The following is a 19,377-nucleotide window of genomic DNA, read 5'->3' as shown; positions in this document are numbered from 1 at the left end:
ATTATCCAACGAAACTATAAAAATACTCAGGAGACATGATGTTTACAACACTCGGGCGGGGGCGAGGCGCTCATAAGCTCAATAGTCTTATCCTCACATTTTTCCTCGCTTTTGGGGCTAGCCTTACCTATGCCCAAAGCTACCCCAACCGCACCGTGAAAATGATTGTTCCCTTAACCACAGGCTCTGGTGCCGATATTGCTGGACGGGTTGTAGCAAAAAGTCTCACAGAAACGTGGAAGCAGTCCGTCATTATTGAAAATCGGCCTGGTGCTGGCGGCCTGATTGGCACCGGAGTAGTTGTGAACTCAGATCCAGATGGATACACATTGTTAGTGCAATCTGCTTCATATGCTGCTAATCCTGCAATTTATAAGAAGCTTCCCTACGATCCCCTCAAGAGCTTGGTAGATGTCGCTATTTTGGGGCAAACACCCTATGTCATGATTACTGCAGCAGATGGCCCTTATCAATCCATTCGCGACCTGGTCATTGCCGCAAAGTCTAAGCCTAATGAAATTACTTTTGCTTCTGCTGGCGTTGGCAGCTCAACCCATCTGGCAGCTGAGTATTTCAATCAGGTAATGGGCATCAAACTCATTCACGTTCCCTACAAAGGTTCGCCCGAAGCGATTCAGGACACTATGTCTGGCCGCACTGCTTTTTATATGGCACCTTTAGACACTGCTATTGGCCAACTCAAAGGCGGCAAAGTGCGTGCCTTAGGAGTGACTAGCAAAACTCGCAATCCTGCTGTCCCAGATATTCCAAGCGTTGCCGAACAAGGCTATGCCAATTTTGAAATTGGTTTGTGGTTTGGAGTATGGGCACCTGCAGCCACCCCACCAGCCATTGTGAAAAAGATTAATCAAGATATTAATCAAGCAATGCAAGATCCCGAAGTCAAAACTGCATACGAGACTAAAGGCATTAAGGCAACCCCAATGACTCCCGCAGAGTTTACGAAGTTCGTCCGCGAAGAGATGGGCAAGTATCAAAAGATCGCTAAAGAAGCAGCGATTGAACCGCAATAGTTCATCACCACTAAAACCTTCTCTCACTTGAATCCAACTCTTACAGCGCCTCTTTGCCAGGCGCCGATCGCAGAAATGCGTTCGCCCCTTATTAAGCTGCCTGCAGGATCAGTGGATTCTCATGCCCATGTCTGTGGTCCCGCCACCCAATATCCATACGCACAAGAGCGTATCTACACACCCCCAGATGCCACACTCGAAAGCTATCAAGCATTACTGCAGACGCTAGGAGTAGATCGCGCTGTATTGGTACAACCAAGCGTTTATGGCACTGACAATAGAGCAATGCTGGCTGCCCTGAAATCTAACCCACAACAATTTAGAGGTGTTGCAGTTATTCCCAACGATCCCACCGCAGTGAGCGATCAACAGCTTACTGATTTGCATGCAGCTGGGGTAAGAGGATTACGTTGCAATATTGTCGATATTGCTGATAAATCGGGTGGACTTCCAATTGAGCAATTGAGGAGCCTGGCTAGACGTATTCAACCGCTTGGCTGGCACTTAGAATTATTAATGCACGTGAATGAATATCCTAATCTTGCCAAAACTTTCGAAGATTTTCCGGTGGATTTAGTGTTTGGTCACTTTGGTTATACCCATGCAAAACATGGTGTTGCCGACAAAGGATTTCAGGGTCTTCTGGATTTAATGAAAAACCAGCGCGCGTGGGTAAAAATGACAGGGCCCTATCGCATTTGCGACGGCAATCTTCCCTACCTCGATATGCGTCCATTCTCGGATGCTGTGATTCAAGCAAACTCCGGCCGACTCATTTGGGGAAGTGATTGGCCTCATGTCATGGTGAAAAAGCAAATGCCACATGACGCCGATCTATGCGACCTCTTTGGGGACTGGGTGCAGGACGAAAACCTCAGAAAATCGATATTGGTTCACAACCCCTGTATCCTGTATGACTTCCCGGCATGAAGCTAGCCAAATGACCCAAAACCCGAAAGGTGCGGGGCATCACAATATTGAATTTAGCAAGAAAGTTTACAAATAAATATGGACAACACGCTTACTGTTACCTTAGGAATTGTCGCAATACTCCTGCCACTAGTTGTGGGGCGTCTTTTTTGGAAACGCTTTGATCATTACTTCGGCAGAGGTGATGAGGCATACATGGATACCTTGGAATATTTCCTGAAAAAAATTGGCTCAACTGTTTTAGTTGCTTTTATTATTTTGTGGATTGGCATAAGCCTAGTATTTAACGGCAGCGTCTCATAAAACCATGGGCGATCAATTTAAGACTATTTTTCTTAAAGCAAAGCTGAACTTTGCAATCCTAGCTGCCATTCTGGGCATTGCCGTTTTGGGTAAATTCATCAACCCTGAACTCACTAATGCTATTTTTGTAACCGCTGATCAGCTTGTTTCCGATCTTTACATCGTATTTATCGCTATTACATTAGGCGCTTTTGTTCCTAACTTTAAGTTAGTCGCACTAGGGTCGATTGCTGCTTTCATTGCTGCAACTGCCTTGGTGCAGCTAGGTATCTACACCTACCTCACCATTGAATACTTATTTGCAGTCCTGATTGTTGTTCTTGGCTTTGCATCGATTGCCAATCTTTACAGGCACTATCGAGAGTTCGGTCTTTAATCGATCCTCCGAGCAGTCAAACAGTAGGTTAATGGCATGACTAAATCCTTTTTAAAGCAATGTCTGCCTTATTTCATTATTGGCACCTTGCTGACGGCACTTTTTTACAGCACAGGATATAACCGCAATTGGTCTTTTTGGGCTGATCAAGAATTAACTCTGGGCTATAACGCTCTCTTAATTAATTCAGGCTTGAATCAAGAATATATTGATCACCCTGGATTTTTCTCCATTCACCTGATTGCTCTTCTACTGAAGGTGGGCAGCCTCTTAGGCTTAAGCGATATCAACAATATTTCGCAATTCAATCAAGCATCATCCATGTTTGATGCAATGCGATACCTTGTTATTTCCGCGCGGCATGCTGCACTGCTAACCACTATCGCATTGATTTTTGGTGTTTACTACGTAAGCAAGAAAATCTTTCAGAGCGTTGGCATTGCATTGCTCGTGGCATTTTTAGCGTTTGTAAGCAATGGTGTTTTTTATCACTTCACTGCTACACGCACAGAGCCGATCACCTTTATCTTTTTAATGCTGGCGCTTTACTGCTTTATTGCAAGTTATAAAAATAACTCTTTTAAGTCATATTACTTACTGCAACTCTGTCTCATTTGCTTTTTCTGTGCCGCACTTAACAAAGCACAAATTATCATATTAGCCCCCTTCTATTTTTGCTGGGCGGCTTACTTTATCCCCAATAAAAACCGGATTGAGAAACCAGAATCTCATCACTTTGTTTATGCGTTTTTGGCGGCGCTTTCTTATGCAATCTTGCTCTACTTTTATTCCACCCAGTCAATAGGCCTGGGATTTGTCCTAAATGCACTTTTGGTGAGCTTTTTTAATGTTCTTGTTGCAGGCATTGCATTGAAGATCCAACGCAATAATGCCTTCGCATCAATGACTATTTTTAATATTTGCTATCTGATTGCTTTTTTAGCTGTAGAAACAATAAGTACCCAGATCAATTTGGGTATATCGATTTTTGGCAATATTGCTGACCCCATGAGCATGACCAGATTTTTAAAGGGGTCTGAGAGCATTGCTTTGACAAGCTCTACACCAGCTGAAGGCATATTGAATGCCATCAGTTTTATGGGAAGCCCATTGGTGGAGACTTTTAGTAAGTTCACATCACCCACTTTGCTCATTGGGTTTTGTTTAGGCTACTTGATTTATCACCGCCATAGCATTACCCAAAAGGAATGGTGGTTCGCAGGATTTAACTTAGCGAGTTTTTATATCGTCAATCTAGTGAACAAAATTCGCTATTTAGATAATCCACATTACCGAATTTTCTCTGAGTTTTTCTTATTCACATTTGCAATTTTTCTGATTTATAGAATGCCGCAACGTGGACAAAAAAGAACCCTAGGTATTTTGATTTTTTTATGCCTACTCTCCAACCTAGTTCCCTATACCAATTACTACAATTGGCTAATCCGCAAAGGGTCCCACCCTTTCTGTCAATCTGGACTCATTCACTTTCATCAAAAAATGGATGCCAACAGAATTGAGCTGGAGTGCGCTCAGCCCTCTGCAGAACAATAGGCTGTAACTTGTAAATCTTAGGTAAAAGCCTTAGGTAAATTTAATGCGGCGTGCAGCAAAGGCGACCATCTTGAGTAAGAGCCAGCCATGACTCCATCGAGAAATATTGGTCTCGCCATAGCGCCTTGCACGATACCGAATGGGCACCTCAACGATCTTGAGGTTTAGACGTGCAGCGCCAAAGAGTAAGTCAAAGTCACCAAACGGGTCAAAATCGCCAAAATATTTACGATTATGCGCAATACGCTCATAGTCCGTTTTCCAAAGGACCTTGGTTCCGCACAATGTATCGCGAATAGGCTGACCAATTAGCCAACTAAATGCCCATGAGAAAAATTTATTACCGAGTAGATTGAGAAAGCGCATTGCTTCATCTTGCATTGGATAGACCAAACGCACGCCATTAACAAACTCCCCAAGTCCGCTAGCCATAATGTTGTAGCAACGGGTTAAATCTTCTGGCGGCACAGTGATATCGGCGTCCAAGATCATTAAGATATCGCCAGTGGCAGCATCAAAACCATTGCGCACAGCGTTACCTTTGCCTTTACCAGTTTGCTTAAGCAACTTACAGTTACATTGCGGACGCTTTAGTATTTCGCTAGCGATCATCTCGTAGGTATCGTCAGTCGAGTTCCCCTCAACAAAAATGATCTCAGTCCCGGATCCCATATGGGGAACACGCTCAAAGAGCTCAGCAATATGTCCAGACTCGTTGCGGGCAGCAATAATCACAGAGACGCTTGGGTTTTTCCTCTCTTGCATCCCTACAGGTCTTGCAATGATGAAATTGGTAATTGCCAACAACTCAAATGGCCAAATTTTTGCCAAGTAGCGATTGCAAAAATTAGAGATCAAAGGAATATTGAGCGGCGCAATAATTTCACGCCACTGACGCAAGCTCTCATACTCTGAAATTTCCAGCAAATTATTCATATCATGACGAGTGAGCCAGTTCTGCGGCAAATTTGGGGTGGCTAAACCTAATGCACGAGCCGCTCGTAAGGGTAAATTCCAGGCGTGACTGAAAAAATTAAATACGATACGGGTCTCTGCATGACAGTAAGGGCGAATACTGTCTAGTACAGTTTGCACATCCCATAAGTCGTTCACCAAGTCCGAGATCACAATGTAATCAAAAACGTGATCGCCAAGATTCAGCTGATGAGCATCGGCGCAAATAAAATGCAAATGCGGATAGCGCTTGCGGGCTTTAATGAGAGCCTGCTCACTGAAATCAACACCTAACCCAAAGGACGGCTTGAGCGCATGCAACAACTCACCACCACGACAGCCTAATTCCAATACCTTGCAATCGCTAGGTACGATATTTTGGTAAATGTGCGCTAACTTTTTCTGATAATAAGTACCCCAAGAATGACTAGAGGAGCCGTTCACCCCATCCCAAAACTGCTCCCGTCGCTTCTGATAGTCGGCAAACTCTAATTCGTAGGGGCTGGTGTCTGTGCTCTTATTCATAACAAGAATATAACCTAGCCCTTGGTCCCTAATAATATTTGGCTGGACCCCATTTCCCAGACATGACTCGATCCTTGATGCTTAAGCGGCCATTTTAAATACCCGAATCCGCGGCTCGATTAAATTCTGGAGCTTTCTTTTGGCCACCCTCATATCGTACTCAGACTGCAAATTCAGCCAAAAACGAGGTTCCATGGCAAAAAATAGGCCCAAGCGTAACGCTGTATCTGCAGTGATTGGACGTGCCCCATGTACGATTTCACTAATGCGACTGGGTGAAACATCAATATCTGCGGCCAGCTGACGAGCTGTGATGCCCATCGGCTTCATAAAGTCTTCTAGCAATATTTCACCAGGGTGAATTTCATCAAGCAGTTTTGTATTCATCATATCCTCAGTGGTAATCCACAATCTCTACGCTATAGGCCCCATCCTCTTTCCAGACAAAACAAATGCGCCATTGGCTATTTATTCGAATGCTATGCTGTCCTTTGCGACCCCCACTTAATAACTCCAGCATATTGCCAGGTGGAATTCGCAAATCTAATAAGTTAACTACCGCATGCAGTTGCAACAACTTTCGCCTAGCCACTCTTTCAATATTTCCAAACCTTCGGGAAGGCCTGCTATTAAATAAGTCTTCAGTAAGTGCACATGCAAATGAACGGATCATTCAATATAATATTCTGCAGTACAGAATCTGTCAAATGGAACTTTTATTACTTTTTTAGCTGTATGACCCAGGGGGATTGGATTGTTTGTCACGATGTGATACATTGAGTACATGTATTCACTTAGGAGCAATTATGGCTACCTCAATCCGTTTAGACCCTGCTATTGAAAAACGACTAGACCATTTAGCATCAGCAACAGGCAGAACAAAAGCCTACTATCTTCGAGAACTAGTTATAAACGGACTTGATGACTTGGAAGACTTTTACTTGGCTGACGCGACGATGGAACGTGTTCGCAAAGGCGATGAAGGCACTTTTTCCTCTACAGAGGTAAGGGGCGATCTTGGTCTGGATCATTAAATACACCGATTCAGCACGAAAGCAACTCAAAAAGCTAGATAAACAAAGTGCCATCCGTATTTTGGATTTTATGGATGCGAGAATTTCTGGGGGCGAAAATCCACGCTCAACTGGAAAAGTGCTCTCCGGCCCTAAATTAGGGACGTATTGGCGATATCGGGTTGGCGATTATCGAATCATTTGTAATATTCAGGACCATCAGCTTTGCGTTTTAGTCATCGAGGTCGGAAATCGAAAAGAAGTCTATCGTTAAGACCTTGGCCCAATCGGTTGGGATAAAAAACCGCCTGTGACATTCTGGCATATATAAAATTTGATATATAGAATGGACTTTTTAGTATTTGAAGGAATATTGAAAATCCTTCACAATCGTGGTCTATGTATAAATATGACCACATTGACCAAACCCTTGTAAATCAACGGGTTGCCCAATTTAGAGACCAGGTTTCAAGGCGCCTTGACGGCTCATTAGCCGAAGAAGAATTCCGCCCCCTGCGTTTGCAAAATGGTTTGTACCACCAGCGCCATGCCTACATGCTGCGTGTGGCTATTCCCTATGGCTTATTTAACTCCAAGCAGTTGCGCATGATGGCAACAATTGCTGACAAATATGACCGTGGCTATGGTCACTTCACTACTCGTCAAAATATTCAATACAACTGGCTCACACTTGAAGACTCGCCTCGTGTCTTGGCTGATCTTGCAACAGTAGAGATGCATGCTATTCAAACTTCAGGCAACTGTATTCGCAATATTACGAGTGATGCCTTCGCTGGAGTTGCCGCTGATGAATATGTGGATCCACGTCCTGTTTGTGAACTACTCCGTCAATGGTCTACTCTGCATCCAGAGTTTGCCCACTTGCCGCGTAAATTTAAATTTGCAGTCAATGGTGCTAAAGAAGACCGCACGGTATTGCTTTGCCATGATGTGGGTATTGAGCTCAAGAAGAATGCGCAAGGTGAACTGATTGCCGCCATCTACGCTGGCGGCGGCATGGGTCGCACACCAATTCTGGGTTCACTCATTAAGCAAGAACTACCTTGGCAAGCATTGCCCAGCTATCTCACTGCCCTACTGCGGGTTTATAACCGCTTTGGCCGCAGAGACAATCTCTATAAGGCCCGCATCAAGATTTTAGTTAAAGCACTAGGTCCCGAAGAATTTGCACGCCAAGTGGAAGGCGAATGGCTTCATATTCAGAAGAGTGACGACAACTTCACCCAAGCTGAATGGGATCGGGTTGCCAAACACTTTACTAAGCCTGCCTACAAGAGTCTTCCAGCACTGACTGCCGAACAAGTATTAGCGCTAGCACCAGAAATAGATAAGCTTGCCTTTACTCGTTGGTTAGAGCGCAATGTTAGCGCCCATCAAGTGCCAGGCTATGCCATCGTGACTCTCTCGTTAAAGCCACACGTCGTTGCGGCTCCAGGCGATGCTTCTACCGCGCAGATGAACGCAATTGCCGATCTTGCAGATCAATATAGCTTTGGTGAACTGCGTGCAACCCACGAACAGAACTTAGTGCTAGCGGATGTTGAGCAGGCTAAGTTATTTGAGCTCTGGCAAGCCGCTAAAAAACAAAATGTTGCATTACCTAACGTTGGCTTACTCACCGACATCATTGCCTGCCCTGGCGGTGATTTCTGCTCACTCGCTAATGCCAAATCACTCCCGATTGCTAAAGCGATTCAGGAACGCTTTGATGATTTGGATTACTTGTTTGATTTGGGTGATATTAGCCTGAACATCTCTGGCTGCATTAACTCTTGCGGTCACCATCACGTCGGAAATATTGGCGTTCTTGGTGTCGATAAAGACGGTGAAGAGTGGTATCAAATCACTTTGGGTGGTGAGCAAGGTAATGATGCTGCGATTGGGAAAGTCATTGGCCCATCTTTTTACGCAGATGAAATCCCTGATGTCATGACTAATATCATCAATACCTATGTAGAGCATAGAGCTGATAATGAATCTTTTATCCAAGCCTATAAGCGCTTAGGGGTAGCCCCATTCAAAGAGGCTGCCTATAAAAATGCCAAGAAGAAAGATAAAGCTGATGCCAAAGCAGGAGTCGACGCATGAGCCAAGTAACGCCAAACACATTCAGCACCATCAATACCCAGCAAGAAATCTTGCGCTTTCCTAAAGGTGGCAAGCCAACACTTACCCCGAATGAATGGCAAGTTTGGGAACCCCAAGAAGAAAGCGAGCTACCCACAGAACTTGCAAATAGTAAGGTGCTAGTGCCATTTTCTTGGTGGTGCAGCCAAGTTGAAGGCCATCAAAAAGAAGCTGGCGTTCTTGCTACAGCCAAAAAAGGTCAACTTGGGGTTTGGTTTGCTGCAGATGACGATATTCTGAAACACGCAGAAGTGATTGAGAATGGCAAAAAAGTTTGGCCAGTGGTAGCAGCGCACTTCCCCATCTTTAGAGATGGTCGCAGTTTTAGTACGGCTGCTTTGCTAAGAGGCCGATTTCAATGGGATGGTGAGATCCGCGCTATCGGTGATGTACTCATTGATCAATTATTACAAGGGGCACGTGTTGGCTTTGATAGCTTTGCATTGCGCCCAGATCAAAAAGTCGATGTTGCCTTAAAGCAGTTTGATCTATTTTCAGTGACTACCCAAAACAGCTGGCGCGGTAAGAGAACTTTGCTTGCAACAAACCAAGCATCAATCAACAACGCCCCTTAACTAATACACTGTCATGACAAACAATCCCTCACCAAGTAAAGTGTATTTAGTTGGCGCCGGCCCAGGCGCAGCTGATCTCATTACTGTGCGTGGCGCTAAGCTTTTAGAAAAAGCTGATATTGTTTTTTATGATGCTCTCGTCGAACCAGAGATGTTAGCGCTATGCCCACAAGCTATTAAAGTGCCTGTCGGTAAACGTTGTGGCAAGCTATCTTCAGCTCAGCAGTTTATTAATAAGCGTTTAGTGGATGCCGCTCAAAAACATCAACTTATTGTGCGCCTTAAAGGTGGGGACCCCATGCTCTTTGGGCGCGCTGATGAAGAAATCCAAGCGCTGAAGATGGCTGGCATTGCAGTTGAGGTGGTACCTGGTATTACCGCCGCATTAGCTGGGGCTGCTAGCCTGCAGCAGTCCTTAACTCTGCGTGGTATCTCTCGTAGCGTCGCTTTTGTTACTCTAGCCCAAGCAGACAAAAATATTGGTACAGAACATCCTCAAGAAAAAGTGCAGCCAATTGAGAATCCCAATGCTGATACCCTGGTGTATTACATGGGTCGTAAGGATGCCACCAAGATTGCACAGCAACTGATTGCGCAAGGTCCTCATACCAACACTACCCCGGTTCAAATATTAGAAGCGGTCAGCACAGAACGTGAGCGTCAGTGGGTAAGCACCCTAGAAGAGATGGCACAAGGCAAAGCAGATCAGTGGTTTGATAGCAGCTCACCAGCGCTTATCATGATTGGCGAAGCTTTGAGAAAATCAGAGAGCTCTAGCGCCAAAATCAATAATGGCTTGCAAGACGGCCAAGTCTTCTCCAACAGCAGGCGTCGTGCTTAAAGTGATCTGAGGAAACTTTTCCTGGCAAGCAGAAAGCAGTACTGGAAAATCATTTCTTAAATGGCCGCCTTGGCCAAAAAAGACTGGTACCACTGTAATGTGCGTGGCACCTAAACCACTCAAAGAAGTCACTGCCTCTTCCAGGCTAGGTTGCATCATTTCCAAGAAAGCAAGCTCTACTGCTACCCCTGCATGCTGCTCACGCCATAAGCTAGCCAAGCGATCAAATGGCTCACGCCAACGAATATCGCGGGCCCCATGGCCAAATAGGATAATGGCTTTCATATATGTCAAACTTTCAAGATAATCTTCTAAAGTGACGTAAGCTTAACCCTAAATAATCAATAGCGCTCATATGACCAATCTTCTTAGTCAAACCTGGTTCATCCTGCTGATGAGCATTACCTTAATCGGAGGCGTACTTTCGGCCGTTCACCATGCTGAAGTCGTTGCTCATAAAACTGGGGAACCATTTGGGTCCTTAGTGCTAGCGATCTGTGTAACCATAATTGAGGTTTCACTTATCATCTCGATGATGCTTACAGGGCATGAAGGTTCGGAATTTATTGCGAGAGATGCTGTATTTGCCACAGTCATGATCGTCATCAATGGCGTCATTGGTCTTTGTATTTTTATTGGAGGGCTCACCCATCATGAGATGAGCTTTCGTAACGAGGGTACTAATTCCGCTTTGGCTGTACTGACCGCTTTGGCAACTTTTATTTTAGTGATGCCCATTGTCACCGTGAGTACGCCCGGGCCTGACTTTACAAAAGGGCAACTCGCTTTTGCTGGTATTGCCTCTTTTGTACTTTATGCAGCTTTCTTATTTTTTCAGACCGTGAGCCATCGTGACTATTACTTACCCAAAACTGAGGATAAAAAAACAGATATTAATTTTCATGCACTCAAACCTAGCAACCTGAAAACTGCGGCGAGCGTCGCGCTGCTCATACTCTCGCTTATCGTTGTGGTTGGTCTTGCAGAATTACTCAGTCCGGCTATTGAGGCAGGGGTAAAGGCGGCAGGCGCACCCAAAACTATTGTGGGTATTGCCATTGCTCTGCTAGTACTTTTACCGGAGGGCTTTGCGGCAGTTAGGGCGGCTAGAGCCAATCGATTACAAAGCAGTCTGAACCTAGCCTTGGGCTCTGCCTTAGCGAGTATTGGACTGTCCATTCCAGCTATTGCAGCAATAGCTATCTTCTTTGATTTGCCGCTCAGCCTAGGAATCAGTAGCTTAAATATAACCTTGATGTATCTTTCATTCTTTATTGGAGCATTGACGCTAGCGATTGGCAGAACTACCCTATTACAAGGTGTGGTGCACCTCATTATTTTCTGCGAGTATTTGTTTTTGAGTTTGGTGCCTTAGATAACAATATCCATTAAGGAATTTAATCATCTTTTCGATAGATGAGATATTCAGGTATTTTGTAACGAACAATTGCCCAATAAATCCAAATATAGGTAATTGCAAATACCAAGCAAAATGCCTTTAAGATCAGGTGTGAGCGCCAAAATAAGACTGCAGGAATCACTGCCAGCAGACAAATTAACCACAGGTATGGTGATGTCATTGAATTGCGATAAGCCCGACCCTTACCGCTCTCTACACCGCTTGATAAGCGGACCACGCGTCGATATATTAGTTGATGCAAATGTGATGCGTCAGGCATTCCAGGATGCACTCTCTTTAGAACCACCCTGCGATAGATAGTAAAAATCGTTTCAAAAATGGGGTACAAACAGAGTAGTAAAGGAAACCATTTAGATACCTCAGGATGTCTAGATGTTAGTAAAACTGAGAGTTCGGCTATCCAAAAGCCGATCAAATAAGCACCGCCATCCCCAAGAAAAATCAGGCCACGCGGGTAGTTCCAAACAAAAAATCCCAATAATGAACCAATCAAGGCAATTGCAGCAATCATGATTGGAGCATCATTCACCTGAAAGGCAACATAGGCTACCCCTCCCAAAATGATTATGGCCACCATGCTTGATAAGCCGTTATAGCCGTCAATGATATTAAATGCATTAGCAACACCTGCAACCGCAAAACAGGTAACTAAAATGGCAACTAGAGGATAGGCAAGCATCAAGTTATCGATACCAAAAATCTGCACTGAAGTTAGCCAACCCCCGAGAAAGTGCCCAGCGAGGATGGCCGAAAGAATGGTGGCAACTAGACGGGCCTTTACACCCACTTTTTTCGTTAAATCCTCCGCAAACCCAAAAACGAATGCTGGCAAACAGCAAATTAACAACCAAAACCCAAAACTTCCCACCTCGCTATTTTGAAAATAACGCACAACAAAAGCGCCCAATAAACCAAGAAATATACCTACTCCACCAATTCTAGGTACGGGTTCAAAATGAAATTTTTGTATGCCAGAAGTATCTGAGTCAGCCGTAAACCGAGCGTGAAGATGGTTGTAGCGTATGACCAGCATGGTTGCCAGCAGGGAGATTAAAAAGGAAGTGGCTAAAACGCTCATAGGCCCTAATAATATAAGAATTAGTCTATCTTAAGGGAATAAGACTAAGGTTTGAAATTAGGATTAGAGAGCTACCAAGAGGTATTAGCAGTACTACCCTTCTTCTCCTTTATCAAAATTAGATCCTATTATCAATTTTTTTCAGACTACCAAAAAAAGAATTTTTTACTCATTCAACTCATTAATTAGCCGTCAAAATTCTGAGTAAATGTCTATTTTTCCATGATTAACTTGGTATATTTTATTGCACTGGGATTTAATTAGATCAAGATTATGAGAGGCCAGCACCACTATTCCCGCCTCATTAATCATCTTCTCTAATTTTACCTTTGCCCTATCAACAAATTCAGCATCACCAACGCTTAACCACTCATCCATCAAAATAATATCGGCATTTACACATGTTGCTATTGAGAAAGCTAAGCGCATGGCCATGCCACTTGAGTAAGTGCGGTATGGTAGATGTAAAAAATCCCCAAGCCCAGAAAAATGAACAATTTCATCGACCAAAGTATTCATTGCCTTAGGTTTAATCCCCATTAAGTATCCCCGGGTGAAGATATTCTCAAAGCCAGTTGCCTCAGGATCTATACCTAAAGTAATGCTTAGCATCGACGCAACTCTTCCTTTAGAAATAAAACTTCCGGAAGTTGGTTCATAAATTCCAGCCATAACTCTTAGCAAGGTTGACTTGCCAGCACCGTTATGTCCAAATAGACCGACGCGATCGCCAGATGAAAAATTAAATGAAATTCCATCTAATGCCCTGACAACCAGACGCTCAGATGCATCGCGAGCGAAAAAACCGCCAGATGCTGCATTAACTATGGATTTTTTTAGAGACCGTGATCCACCTCCATAAATAGGGAAATCAACTGTAATATTTTTACCTACTAATGAAGGCATCTGTCACACCCAGTAGCTAATTTTTGATCGATACTTAGAAAATATAGCGCCAGAAATAAAAAATCCAATAAACAACATTAGGCCAGCAACTTTAAATGCAAGCATATTTGGCGGCTCGCCCAACAATGGCCCTCGTACAACCTCTAGCATGTAGTATGCAGGATTAAAATTAACCAATATAGAGGATCTACTTTCTGCAACCATAGTTGAATACCACATGATTGGCGTTAAAAAGAAAAGGAGCTGTAATATATTTGAAAGAATTTGTGGAATATCCCTAAACCTGATGGATATGATTGAGAGTAAAACACTCATCCAAAATAAATTCCCAACCAATAATACCCCCCCAAGAGGAGCAAAGAGTACATATGCTAGATTATCAGGAGGAAAAAAAACAAGGACTATTAAGATGATAATAAAATTATGCGCAAAGATAATCGAGTTTTTAGCCAATGCTTTAAATAAATAAAAAGTATATGGCAACTTAATTTGCTTAATATATCCTTCCGCACTAATAAATATTCCGCATGAATCATTTAAATAACTAGCAATAAAATTCCAAACAACATATCCCACCGCAAAATATTGAAAATAATTTGCAATCGGTTGCTTCATCAGCGTCCCATATAAAGGACCCATAGCCAGCATAAAAACTGCGGAGTTGATCGTAATCCAAAATGGTCCGAGCAGCGACCTCCTATACTTTTGCTTTGTTTCCTCCCAAGCCATAAACAAACATAAATGCCAACTGCGCATACCCTCAAATACATCACTGAGCATTACTCTGGAGTTATTTGATGAATTCATTGTTAGCAAGAGCCAAACTTTCAGGGGTTCCAATGTCACGATGATAATCAGTATTGTGAAAAGTTTGGATTTTTCCAAGAAAGTGCGGAAGAATTTCTGTGCTAATGTCACAGAACTCCTTATCCAAAGAGGAGATGAAATCAATTATGAATGGCTCTAAGATGTAAACAGCTGCGTTTGCCCTCGTGCCCGGTGGGTTAGCCACCTTTTCATGAAGCGCCTGAACCACACCCCGCGCGTCCAGCTCCACAATTCCACAGGTCTGCGGTGCATCAGTGTCAAACGTCATCATCGTCATCACCGTACCCGCACTACGATTGATATGCGCGGCGATAAATTCTGAAGGCTTAAAACGCGTTAGGTTGTCAGCATGTGCCACCATCAGAGCTTGACCGGCAGCAAAGGCTCGGTTTTTCAGAACCGTTCCTCCAGTACCCAGCAAATGGTCCTCGTGAACCAAGCTAATTGACGGCGCCCACGGTGAGGAGGCCACAAAACTGCAAACAGACATAGGCATGTAATGAGTGTTAATCAATACGCAATCAATACCGTCGTTCAAGAGCAAATCTAACCAGTAACCCAACAGTGGCTTGCCATGGATCGGCACCATGCACTTTGGGACTGTATTGGTAATTGGCCTTAGTCGGGTTCCAAACCCAGCAGCCAGTAACAGCGCCCTCATCGCGCCAACGCTTCCTTAAGCTCCTTAGCAGTCAGTGGCAGATTACCTAAACGACTCACTTGACAGGCTGCCGCCACGGAGCCAATGAAGGCGCTCTCCCAAACATTGGCACCGGCAACTAGCGCCATAGAGGCAGAGGTCAACATGCAGTCCCCAGCGCCTGAGACATCTTTTGGCAACATATTGAGCGCAGGCAACTCGTCTGTCTCCAGAACATTCTTAGCGCTATGGGGTGAATGCACCAACATCCCTTCAGCGCCAAGCGTAATAAAAACGTGCTTCGCCCTGGCTTTACGGCACAGGGTATCTGCCAGTACAACCAGACCAGAGGTTGAATCCTGCAGTGCCAATCGGGCTTCATGCTCGGTTGGTGTAATCAATAACATATCCTTGAACCGCGACACATCGCCAATCTGTGACGACGACTGGCTGTCGGCTACCATCGGCACGCCCAACTTGGTGCAGTGTGAAATTATTTTATCAACCAAGGATTTGGGTAGGCAGCCGTAATTGAAGTCTGAAAAAATTACTAAGTCAGCTATTTCCAGCTGGGGTGCAAGTTGCTCCAGCAACTCCGCTGCTAGCGCCTGACTGATATCGTGCTGCTTTAGGTGGCTGACCCGCAATAATGTTTTGCCGTTCGCCCGAAAACGTTGCTTCAGTGTGGTGGGGCGACTTTCATCAAAGACCAAGCTCGCATTGACACCATGGTCCGCCAAGGTCTGACCAACAAATGCTGCTGTCTTGTCATTGCCTACAATACCAAAATACGAAACATGCGCCCCCAAGCCCGCCGCATGTGCCGCAACAATGCCGGCACCACCAACGAATAAGTCCTCTTTAATTGGCGTCACCACGATGGTAGGGTCTTCTTGGGACATGCCAAGCGCATCGCAAGTAATGTACTCGTCCACAATTAAATCGCCAATGACGACCACACGCAACGCAGAAAATGTATTGATGACGGGCACCAATGACTTGTTCTCGAACTGGTGGCGCCTGGAGAACTCTATAGGCTTTTTGAATAAGGAAAAAGATGTCGCTCGAAACTCCTCTTGAAGCAAATCTAGCGAGGAGAAACGCACTTCACCTGAGCTAAAAAGAATCTTGCCTCCATAGCTCTCTACGACAGGTTGCTCAAGGTTGTAGCACGCCTCATGCTCTTTACCCTTCACTACAATGTGCGGCTGAAGGAGATTTAAAAACTCCTCCACCGGATCCCGCAGGATGAATGCGTAATTAACAACGTTAACTAACTTCAAACTCTCCAAACGTAAATCTTGGCTTATAAAGGCGCCAGGGTTACTATCGTCAGTGAGACCAACTACTAGAAAGTCACCGCAATCTGCAGCAAAGTTCAGCAGTCGAAGATGTCCCGGGTGTAATATATTAAAATTACCGGATACAAAAACAATTGAAGCATTGGTACCCGCTATGTGCCTTATGTCATCAGCTACTGCCACAGCAGTTGTTATCGGCTCTTTAGCGTTGAAAGCCACACATTGTCCTTGCCATAAAATATTTATAAGTTTAATAATAACCGCCAATCTGCCTGACGAAATCAGTATATTTGGTAATTATAAATTTTTTGCGTCTTCAGGCCTATTTTACGCAGACCTCAAAGAATGTATGGGACGCACCCAAGGCAAACGGGATTTACTCTGCTCATAACGAATATTGAAATTTTAGGCTTCCATTAGTTCGGCCTGAGCTGGCTCTATCTCGATCCTCCGCGTCAACCGAATCTATTGAACAGCCTTCACCTAGTCAAGTTCTGTTTGGATGTCAGATTTGCCGCCAAGCGATCCATCACCACAACATGTGATGCAAACTGGACTCTAAGTGCCATCCTATCCTTAAGCGCCAGAACCATTATGAGGTTGGGCAACCTCTTCATAGCATGAAACTCGTCGGTTTATACCTCTTTTTACTTCGAATGAGCTAAGCTTCCTTTCTACTCTTCATGCGGCGAGGAGGCTATTTTAGAGCTTGGCGAACCGTGAAACAATGAACCTGCTCGGCATTTATATTCAAAACCTCGAAATTAATCACACGCTACCCCACCAACAACCAGTCTTTCGTAATGAAATCATTCAATCGCCAACAACTGACTTTCGAGTACTCACGCTTACGTCAAATGCCATGGATAACACTGGCCAGAAAAGCGGCAGCCAAGCTGCTCGGTTTGGGTATTGGCTTAATGCTGTTGCCCAGCACGGCACTGTTGCACTTAGCTGGGTACCGCTACGTGACCGTCTTCACCGATCGCATCGGTCACCTAGCGCTGGAGCCCGACTGCCTGTTGAAAATGCAGGCTCTAGGGCAGCTGAAAAAACGAAAATGGATCATGCTGGCGCCGGCGAAGCGAGTCGCCAACGCGCATTTACTACTGTACTGGCAACCCTTTTTTTACATCGTGCAGAACCCTACCCTAGTTTTTTTAATACGGAGCATGAGCCAGTGGGGCCTGATGCATTACGACCTCGACCACGCCATTCGAGCTATCGGGAAAGCGCAATCAGCATATTCAACTTATGCTGATTGGGGCATGCGGGCGCCCCTGCTAAAGATCAGCAAAGAAGACCAGCAGTGGAGTCGCCAACAGCTTGCGGAGCTCGGTCTGCCCGAAGGTGCCTGGTTCGCATGCGTGCATGCTCGGGGGCCAGGTTTTTCGCCGGTTGACGAATCATTACATGGGCACCGCAATAGCCTGATCGAAAACTTCACACCAGCCATCCAAGAAATTGTCAATCGCGGGGGCTGGGTGATCCGTATCGGTGACACCAGCATGAACCGCCTTGCACCCATGCCGCAGGTAGTTGATTATGCCCACCATCGACTCAAATCGGCGCGCCTTGACATCGTTCTATGCGCTGAGGCTAGGTTCATCCTCGGAAACACCTCTGGCATTGCCTTAGTCGGCACCGTATTTGGCACGCCATGTGCACTGACAAATATGGTGCCACTAGCCGCGGTTGGTGTCAGCCCCATGGATATATCCATTCCCAAGCTTTACTGGTCTTTGGCTGAACAGCGTTACCTGACTTTCTCAGAAATCTTCTCATCAAAATTGTCTCAGTCCCAGTACAGTAGCGAATTTACCCAATCTGGCATCCGACTAGAAGAAAACAGCCCCGAGGAAATCCGGGAACTAGCGATTGAGATGATGGCCGATATTGACAAGACACAGCCCGACAGCGACTCAGTTGCAGGTCTGTCAGCGGTGTTTCTATCCATGCTGGGCTCTCACCATTATTCTTTTGGCACATCTTCCCGCCTGAGTCAAACTTTTCTAGAGCGCCACCAGATGCTTCTCAAAAAACATTAACTCACTTCGTTCAATCTAGAATTGATTATTACCATATGAACAATCAGCCGCCCCTTTCCACAACCATAGCCCAGCGCCAGCTAACCATTGTGATACCGGCATATTGCGAGCAAGACCGGCTTGCGCTCACGACAAATGAAGTAATCTCCGCCGCTTTGGAGACCCTGGATGATTTTGAAGTCATCATCATTAACGACGGGTCAACAGACAACACCCGAGCAGTGGCAGATATACTCGCAACTAAACACAAGTGCGTCTCGGTAATTCATTTCGAGACCAATCGTGGAGTGGGTGCCGCTTACAGGGCCGGGCTTGAGGCTGCACGCTACGGCAACATCTCGCTGGTGCCCGGTGACCAGGCTTTTGAAAAATCGGGATTGCTAGACCTATTTTCCGCCGTTGGAAAAGCCGACATGATCATTTCATACAGCGCCAACCCCCGCGCACGCTCACCCGTGCGCCGCCAGCTGTCTAGGATTTGCACCATGCAACTTCGCATAACCACACGTTGCTGGCTGCGTGACGGGCATAGTCTATATGTATGGCCAGTCAAACTAGCGCGAAGCATCAATATTCCACCCGACTACTCTTACCACTTAGTCACCCTGGTCAGCCTGTTGCAAAAGGTCACCACGTACGCAGAATTACCCGTTACCCTTACACCCAAGCCTGACGAATTTTCAAGGGTTTTGCGACTAGGTACCGTCGCCACTCTGGCATGGCGACTGTCGCTACTGACCATAGCATCTTTTGCTAGGCTAGGCATCCAACCACCGCGAAAAGTCGCCTTGGGCGCACGCTTCCGCTAGAGTCTGGGCCTGGCACGCACCCAGGAAGCCCAATTACTAAGATTTAACTTGCACAGCAAGAAAAATCTGTGCAAGCGCTAAAAAACGAAAAAAT

22 protein-coding genes are annotated in these 19,377 nt (G+C 45.2%); 13 read left to right on the top strand and 9 right to left on the bottom strand.

The window, feature by feature from the left end; all coding sequences use genetic code 11:
* Positions 1-35 precede the first annotated feature (35 nt).
* The 5 genes from ICN33_RS06245 to ICN33_RS06225 all read left to right on the top strand — a co-directional run bounded on the left by ICN33_RS06245 (position 36) and on the right by ICN33_RS06225 (position 4,197).
* Positions 36-1,034, top strand: coding sequence for a tripartite tricarboxylate transporter substrate binding protein (locus tag ICN33_RS06245; protein ID WP_216195453.1), 999 nt, complete (start codon positions 36-38; stop codon positions 1,032-1,034).
* Positions 1,035-1,061: 27 nt separating this feature from the next.
* A complete protein-coding gene (locus ICN33_RS06240; RefSeq protein ID WP_216195452.1) occupies positions 1,062-1,964 on the top strand; it encodes an amidohydrolase in 903 nt (300 codons plus the stop codon).
* Between the two features lie 78 nt (positions 1,965-2,042).
* A complete protein-coding gene (locus ICN33_RS06235; RefSeq protein WP_216195450.1) occupies positions 2,043-2,267 on the top strand; it encodes a hypothetical protein in 225 nt (74 codons plus the stop codon).
* A gap of 4 nt (positions 2,268-2,271) precedes the next feature.
* Positions 2,272-2,643, top strand: a complete 372-nt coding sequence (locus ICN33_RS06230; protein ID WP_216195448.1) for a hypothetical protein — start codon at positions 2,272-2,274, stop codon at positions 2,641-2,643.
* A 36-nt stretch (positions 2,644-2,679) separates the two neighbouring features.
* On the top strand, positions 2,680-4,197 hold the full coding sequence (locus ICN33_RS06225; protein WP_216195446.1) for a phospholipid carrier-dependent glycosyltransferase: 1,518 nt from the start codon (positions 2,680-2,682) through the stop codon (positions 4,195-4,197).
* Between the two features lie 30 nt (positions 4,198-4,227).
* Here the strand turns inward: ICN33_RS06225 and ICN33_RS06220 are convergent, their stop codons facing one another.
* From ICN33_RS06220 to ICN33_RS06210, 3 genes are all read right to left on the bottom strand, one after another.
* On the bottom strand, positions 4,228-5,676 hold the full coding sequence (locus ICN33_RS06220; RefSeq protein ID WP_216195444.1) for a glycosyltransferase: 1,449 nt from the start codon (positions 5,674-5,676) through the stop codon (positions 4,228-4,230).
* Positions 5,677-5,757: 81 nt separating this feature from the next.
* On the bottom strand, positions 5,758-6,063 hold the full coding sequence (locus tag ICN33_RS06215) for a HigA family addiction module antitoxin (RefSeq protein ID WP_216196573.1): 306 nt from the start codon (positions 6,061-6,063) through the stop codon (positions 5,758-5,760).
* Between the two features lie 7 nt (positions 6,064-6,070).
* Positions 6,071-6,349 carry a type II toxin-antitoxin system RelE/ParE family toxin gene (locus ICN33_RS06210; protein ID WP_216195442.1) on the bottom strand — a complete coding sequence of 93 codons (279 nt, stop codon included), beginning with the start codon at positions 6,347-6,349 and terminating at the stop codon, positions 6,071-6,073.
* Between the two features lie 133 nt (positions 6,350-6,482).
* Here ICN33_RS06210 and ICN33_RS06205 point away from each other — a divergent pair, with 133 nt between their 5' ends.
* The 5 genes from ICN33_RS06205 to cobA all read left to right on the top strand — a co-directional run bounded on the left by ICN33_RS06205 (position 6,483) and on the right by cobA (position 10,253).
* Positions 6,483-6,710: a ribbon-helix-helix protein, CopG family gene (locus ICN33_RS06205; RefSeq protein WP_216195440.1), complete on the top strand. Its 228-nt coding sequence runs from the start codon at positions 6,483-6,485 to the stop codon at positions 6,708-6,710.
* Positions 6,694-6,963: a type II toxin-antitoxin system RelE/ParE family toxin gene (locus ICN33_RS06200; protein ID WP_216195438.1), complete on the top strand. Its 270-nt coding sequence runs from the start codon at positions 6,694-6,696 to the stop codon at positions 6,961-6,963. The genes ICN33_RS06205 and ICN33_RS06200 overlap by 17 nt, the downstream gene beginning before the upstream one ends.
* A gap of 125 nt (positions 6,964-7,088) precedes the next feature.
* Complete coding sequence (locus tag ICN33_RS06195; RefSeq protein WP_216195436.1) at positions 7,089-8,798, top strand: nitrite/sulfite reductase; 1,710 nt, start codon at positions 7,089-7,091, stop codon at positions 8,796-8,798.
* Positions 8,795-9,412 (top strand): DUF934 domain-containing protein, encoded by a 618-nt coding sequence (locus ICN33_RS06190; protein WP_216195434.1) that lies wholly within the window; start codon positions 8,795-8,797, stop codon positions 9,410-9,412. Before ICN33_RS06195 ends, ICN33_RS06190 begins: the two co-directional genes overlap by 4 nt.
* Positions 9,413-9,425: 13 nt before the next feature.
* The gene (gene cobA / locus ICN33_RS06185) at positions 9,426-10,253 is read left to right on the top strand and encodes a uroporphyrinogen-III C-methyltransferase (protein ID WP_216195432.1); all 828 of its coding nucleotides are present in this window, start codon (positions 9,426-9,428) and stop codon (positions 10,251-10,253) included.
* Here the strand turns inward: cobA and ICN33_RS06180 are convergent.
* A complete protein-coding gene (locus ICN33_RS06180) occupies positions 10,176-10,538 on the bottom strand; it encodes a sirohydrochlorin chelatase (RefSeq protein ID WP_216195430.1) in 363 nt (120 codons plus the stop codon). The two genes, cobA and ICN33_RS06180, sit on opposite strands and share 78 nt — an antisense overlap.
* Before the next feature lie 70 nt (positions 10,539-10,608).
* Here ICN33_RS06180 and ICN33_RS06175 point away from each other — a divergent pair, with 70 nt between their 5' ends.
* Positions 10,609-11,628 (top strand): calcium:proton antiporter, encoded by a 1,020-nt coding sequence (locus tag ICN33_RS06175; protein ID WP_216195428.1) that lies wholly within the window; start codon positions 10,609-10,611, stop codon positions 11,626-11,628.
* Positions 11,629-11,650: 22 nt separating this feature from the next.
* On the opposite strand, the gene ICN33_RS06170 is transcribed toward ICN33_RS06175, so the two are convergent.
* The 5 genes from ICN33_RS06170 to ICN33_RS06150 all read right to left on the bottom strand — a co-directional run bounded on the left by ICN33_RS06170 (position 11,651) and on the right by ICN33_RS06150 (position 16,645).
* The gene (locus ICN33_RS06170) at positions 11,651-12,751 is read right to left on the bottom strand and encodes a glycosyltransferase (protein ID WP_216195426.1); all 1,101 of its coding nucleotides are present in this window, start codon (positions 12,749-12,751) and stop codon (positions 11,651-11,653) included.
* A 192-nt stretch (positions 12,752-12,943) separates the two neighbouring features.
* Positions 12,944-13,657 carry an ABC transporter ATP-binding protein gene (locus tag ICN33_RS06165; protein WP_216195419.1) on the bottom strand — a complete coding sequence of 238 codons (714 nt, stop codon included), beginning with the start codon at positions 13,655-13,657 and terminating at the stop codon, positions 12,944-12,946.
* A gap of 3 nt (positions 13,658-13,660) precedes the next feature.
* Positions 13,661-14,464 (bottom strand): ABC transporter permease, encoded by an 804-nt coding sequence (locus ICN33_RS06160; protein ID WP_216195417.1) that lies wholly within the window; start codon positions 14,462-14,464, stop codon positions 13,661-13,663.
* A complete protein-coding gene (locus tag ICN33_RS06155; protein ID WP_216195415.1) occupies positions 14,448-15,146 on the bottom strand; it encodes a nucleotidyltransferase family protein in 699 nt (232 codons plus the stop codon). Before ICN33_RS06155 ends, ICN33_RS06160 begins: the two co-directional genes overlap by 17 nt.
* Positions 15,143-16,645 (bottom strand): PfkB family carbohydrate kinase, encoded by a 1,503-nt coding sequence (locus ICN33_RS06150; protein ID WP_370623230.1) that lies wholly within the window; start codon positions 16,643-16,645, stop codon positions 15,143-15,145. The genes ICN33_RS06155 and ICN33_RS06150 overlap by 4 nt, the downstream gene beginning before the upstream one ends.
* 584 nt (positions 16,646-17,229) lie before the next feature.
* Here ICN33_RS06150 and ICN33_RS06145 point away from each other — a divergent pair.
* Both ICN33_RS06145 and ICN33_RS06140 read left to right on the top strand, forming a co-directional pair.
* Complete coding sequence (locus ICN33_RS06145; protein ID WP_216195413.1) at positions 17,230-18,474, top strand: TIGR04372 family glycosyltransferase; 1,245 nt, start codon at positions 17,230-17,232, stop codon at positions 18,472-18,474.
* A 35-nt stretch (positions 18,475-18,509) separates the two neighbouring features.
* The gene (locus ICN33_RS06140) at positions 18,510-19,283 is read left to right on the top strand and encodes a glycosyltransferase family 2 protein (RefSeq protein WP_216195411.1); all 774 of its coding nucleotides are present in this window, start codon (positions 18,510-18,512) and stop codon (positions 19,281-19,283) included.
* Positions 19,284-19,377 lie beyond the last annotated feature (94 nt).

Source organism: Polynucleobacter sp. UB-Tiil-W10 (genome assembly GCF_018881605.1).
In the GTDB taxonomy this organism is placed as follows: Bacteria; Pseudomonadota; Gammaproteobacteria; order Burkholderiales; family Burkholderiaceae; genus Polynucleobacter.
Note: the sequence above shows the minus strand (reverse complement) of the source record. Positions and strands in the feature narration are given on the sequence as shown.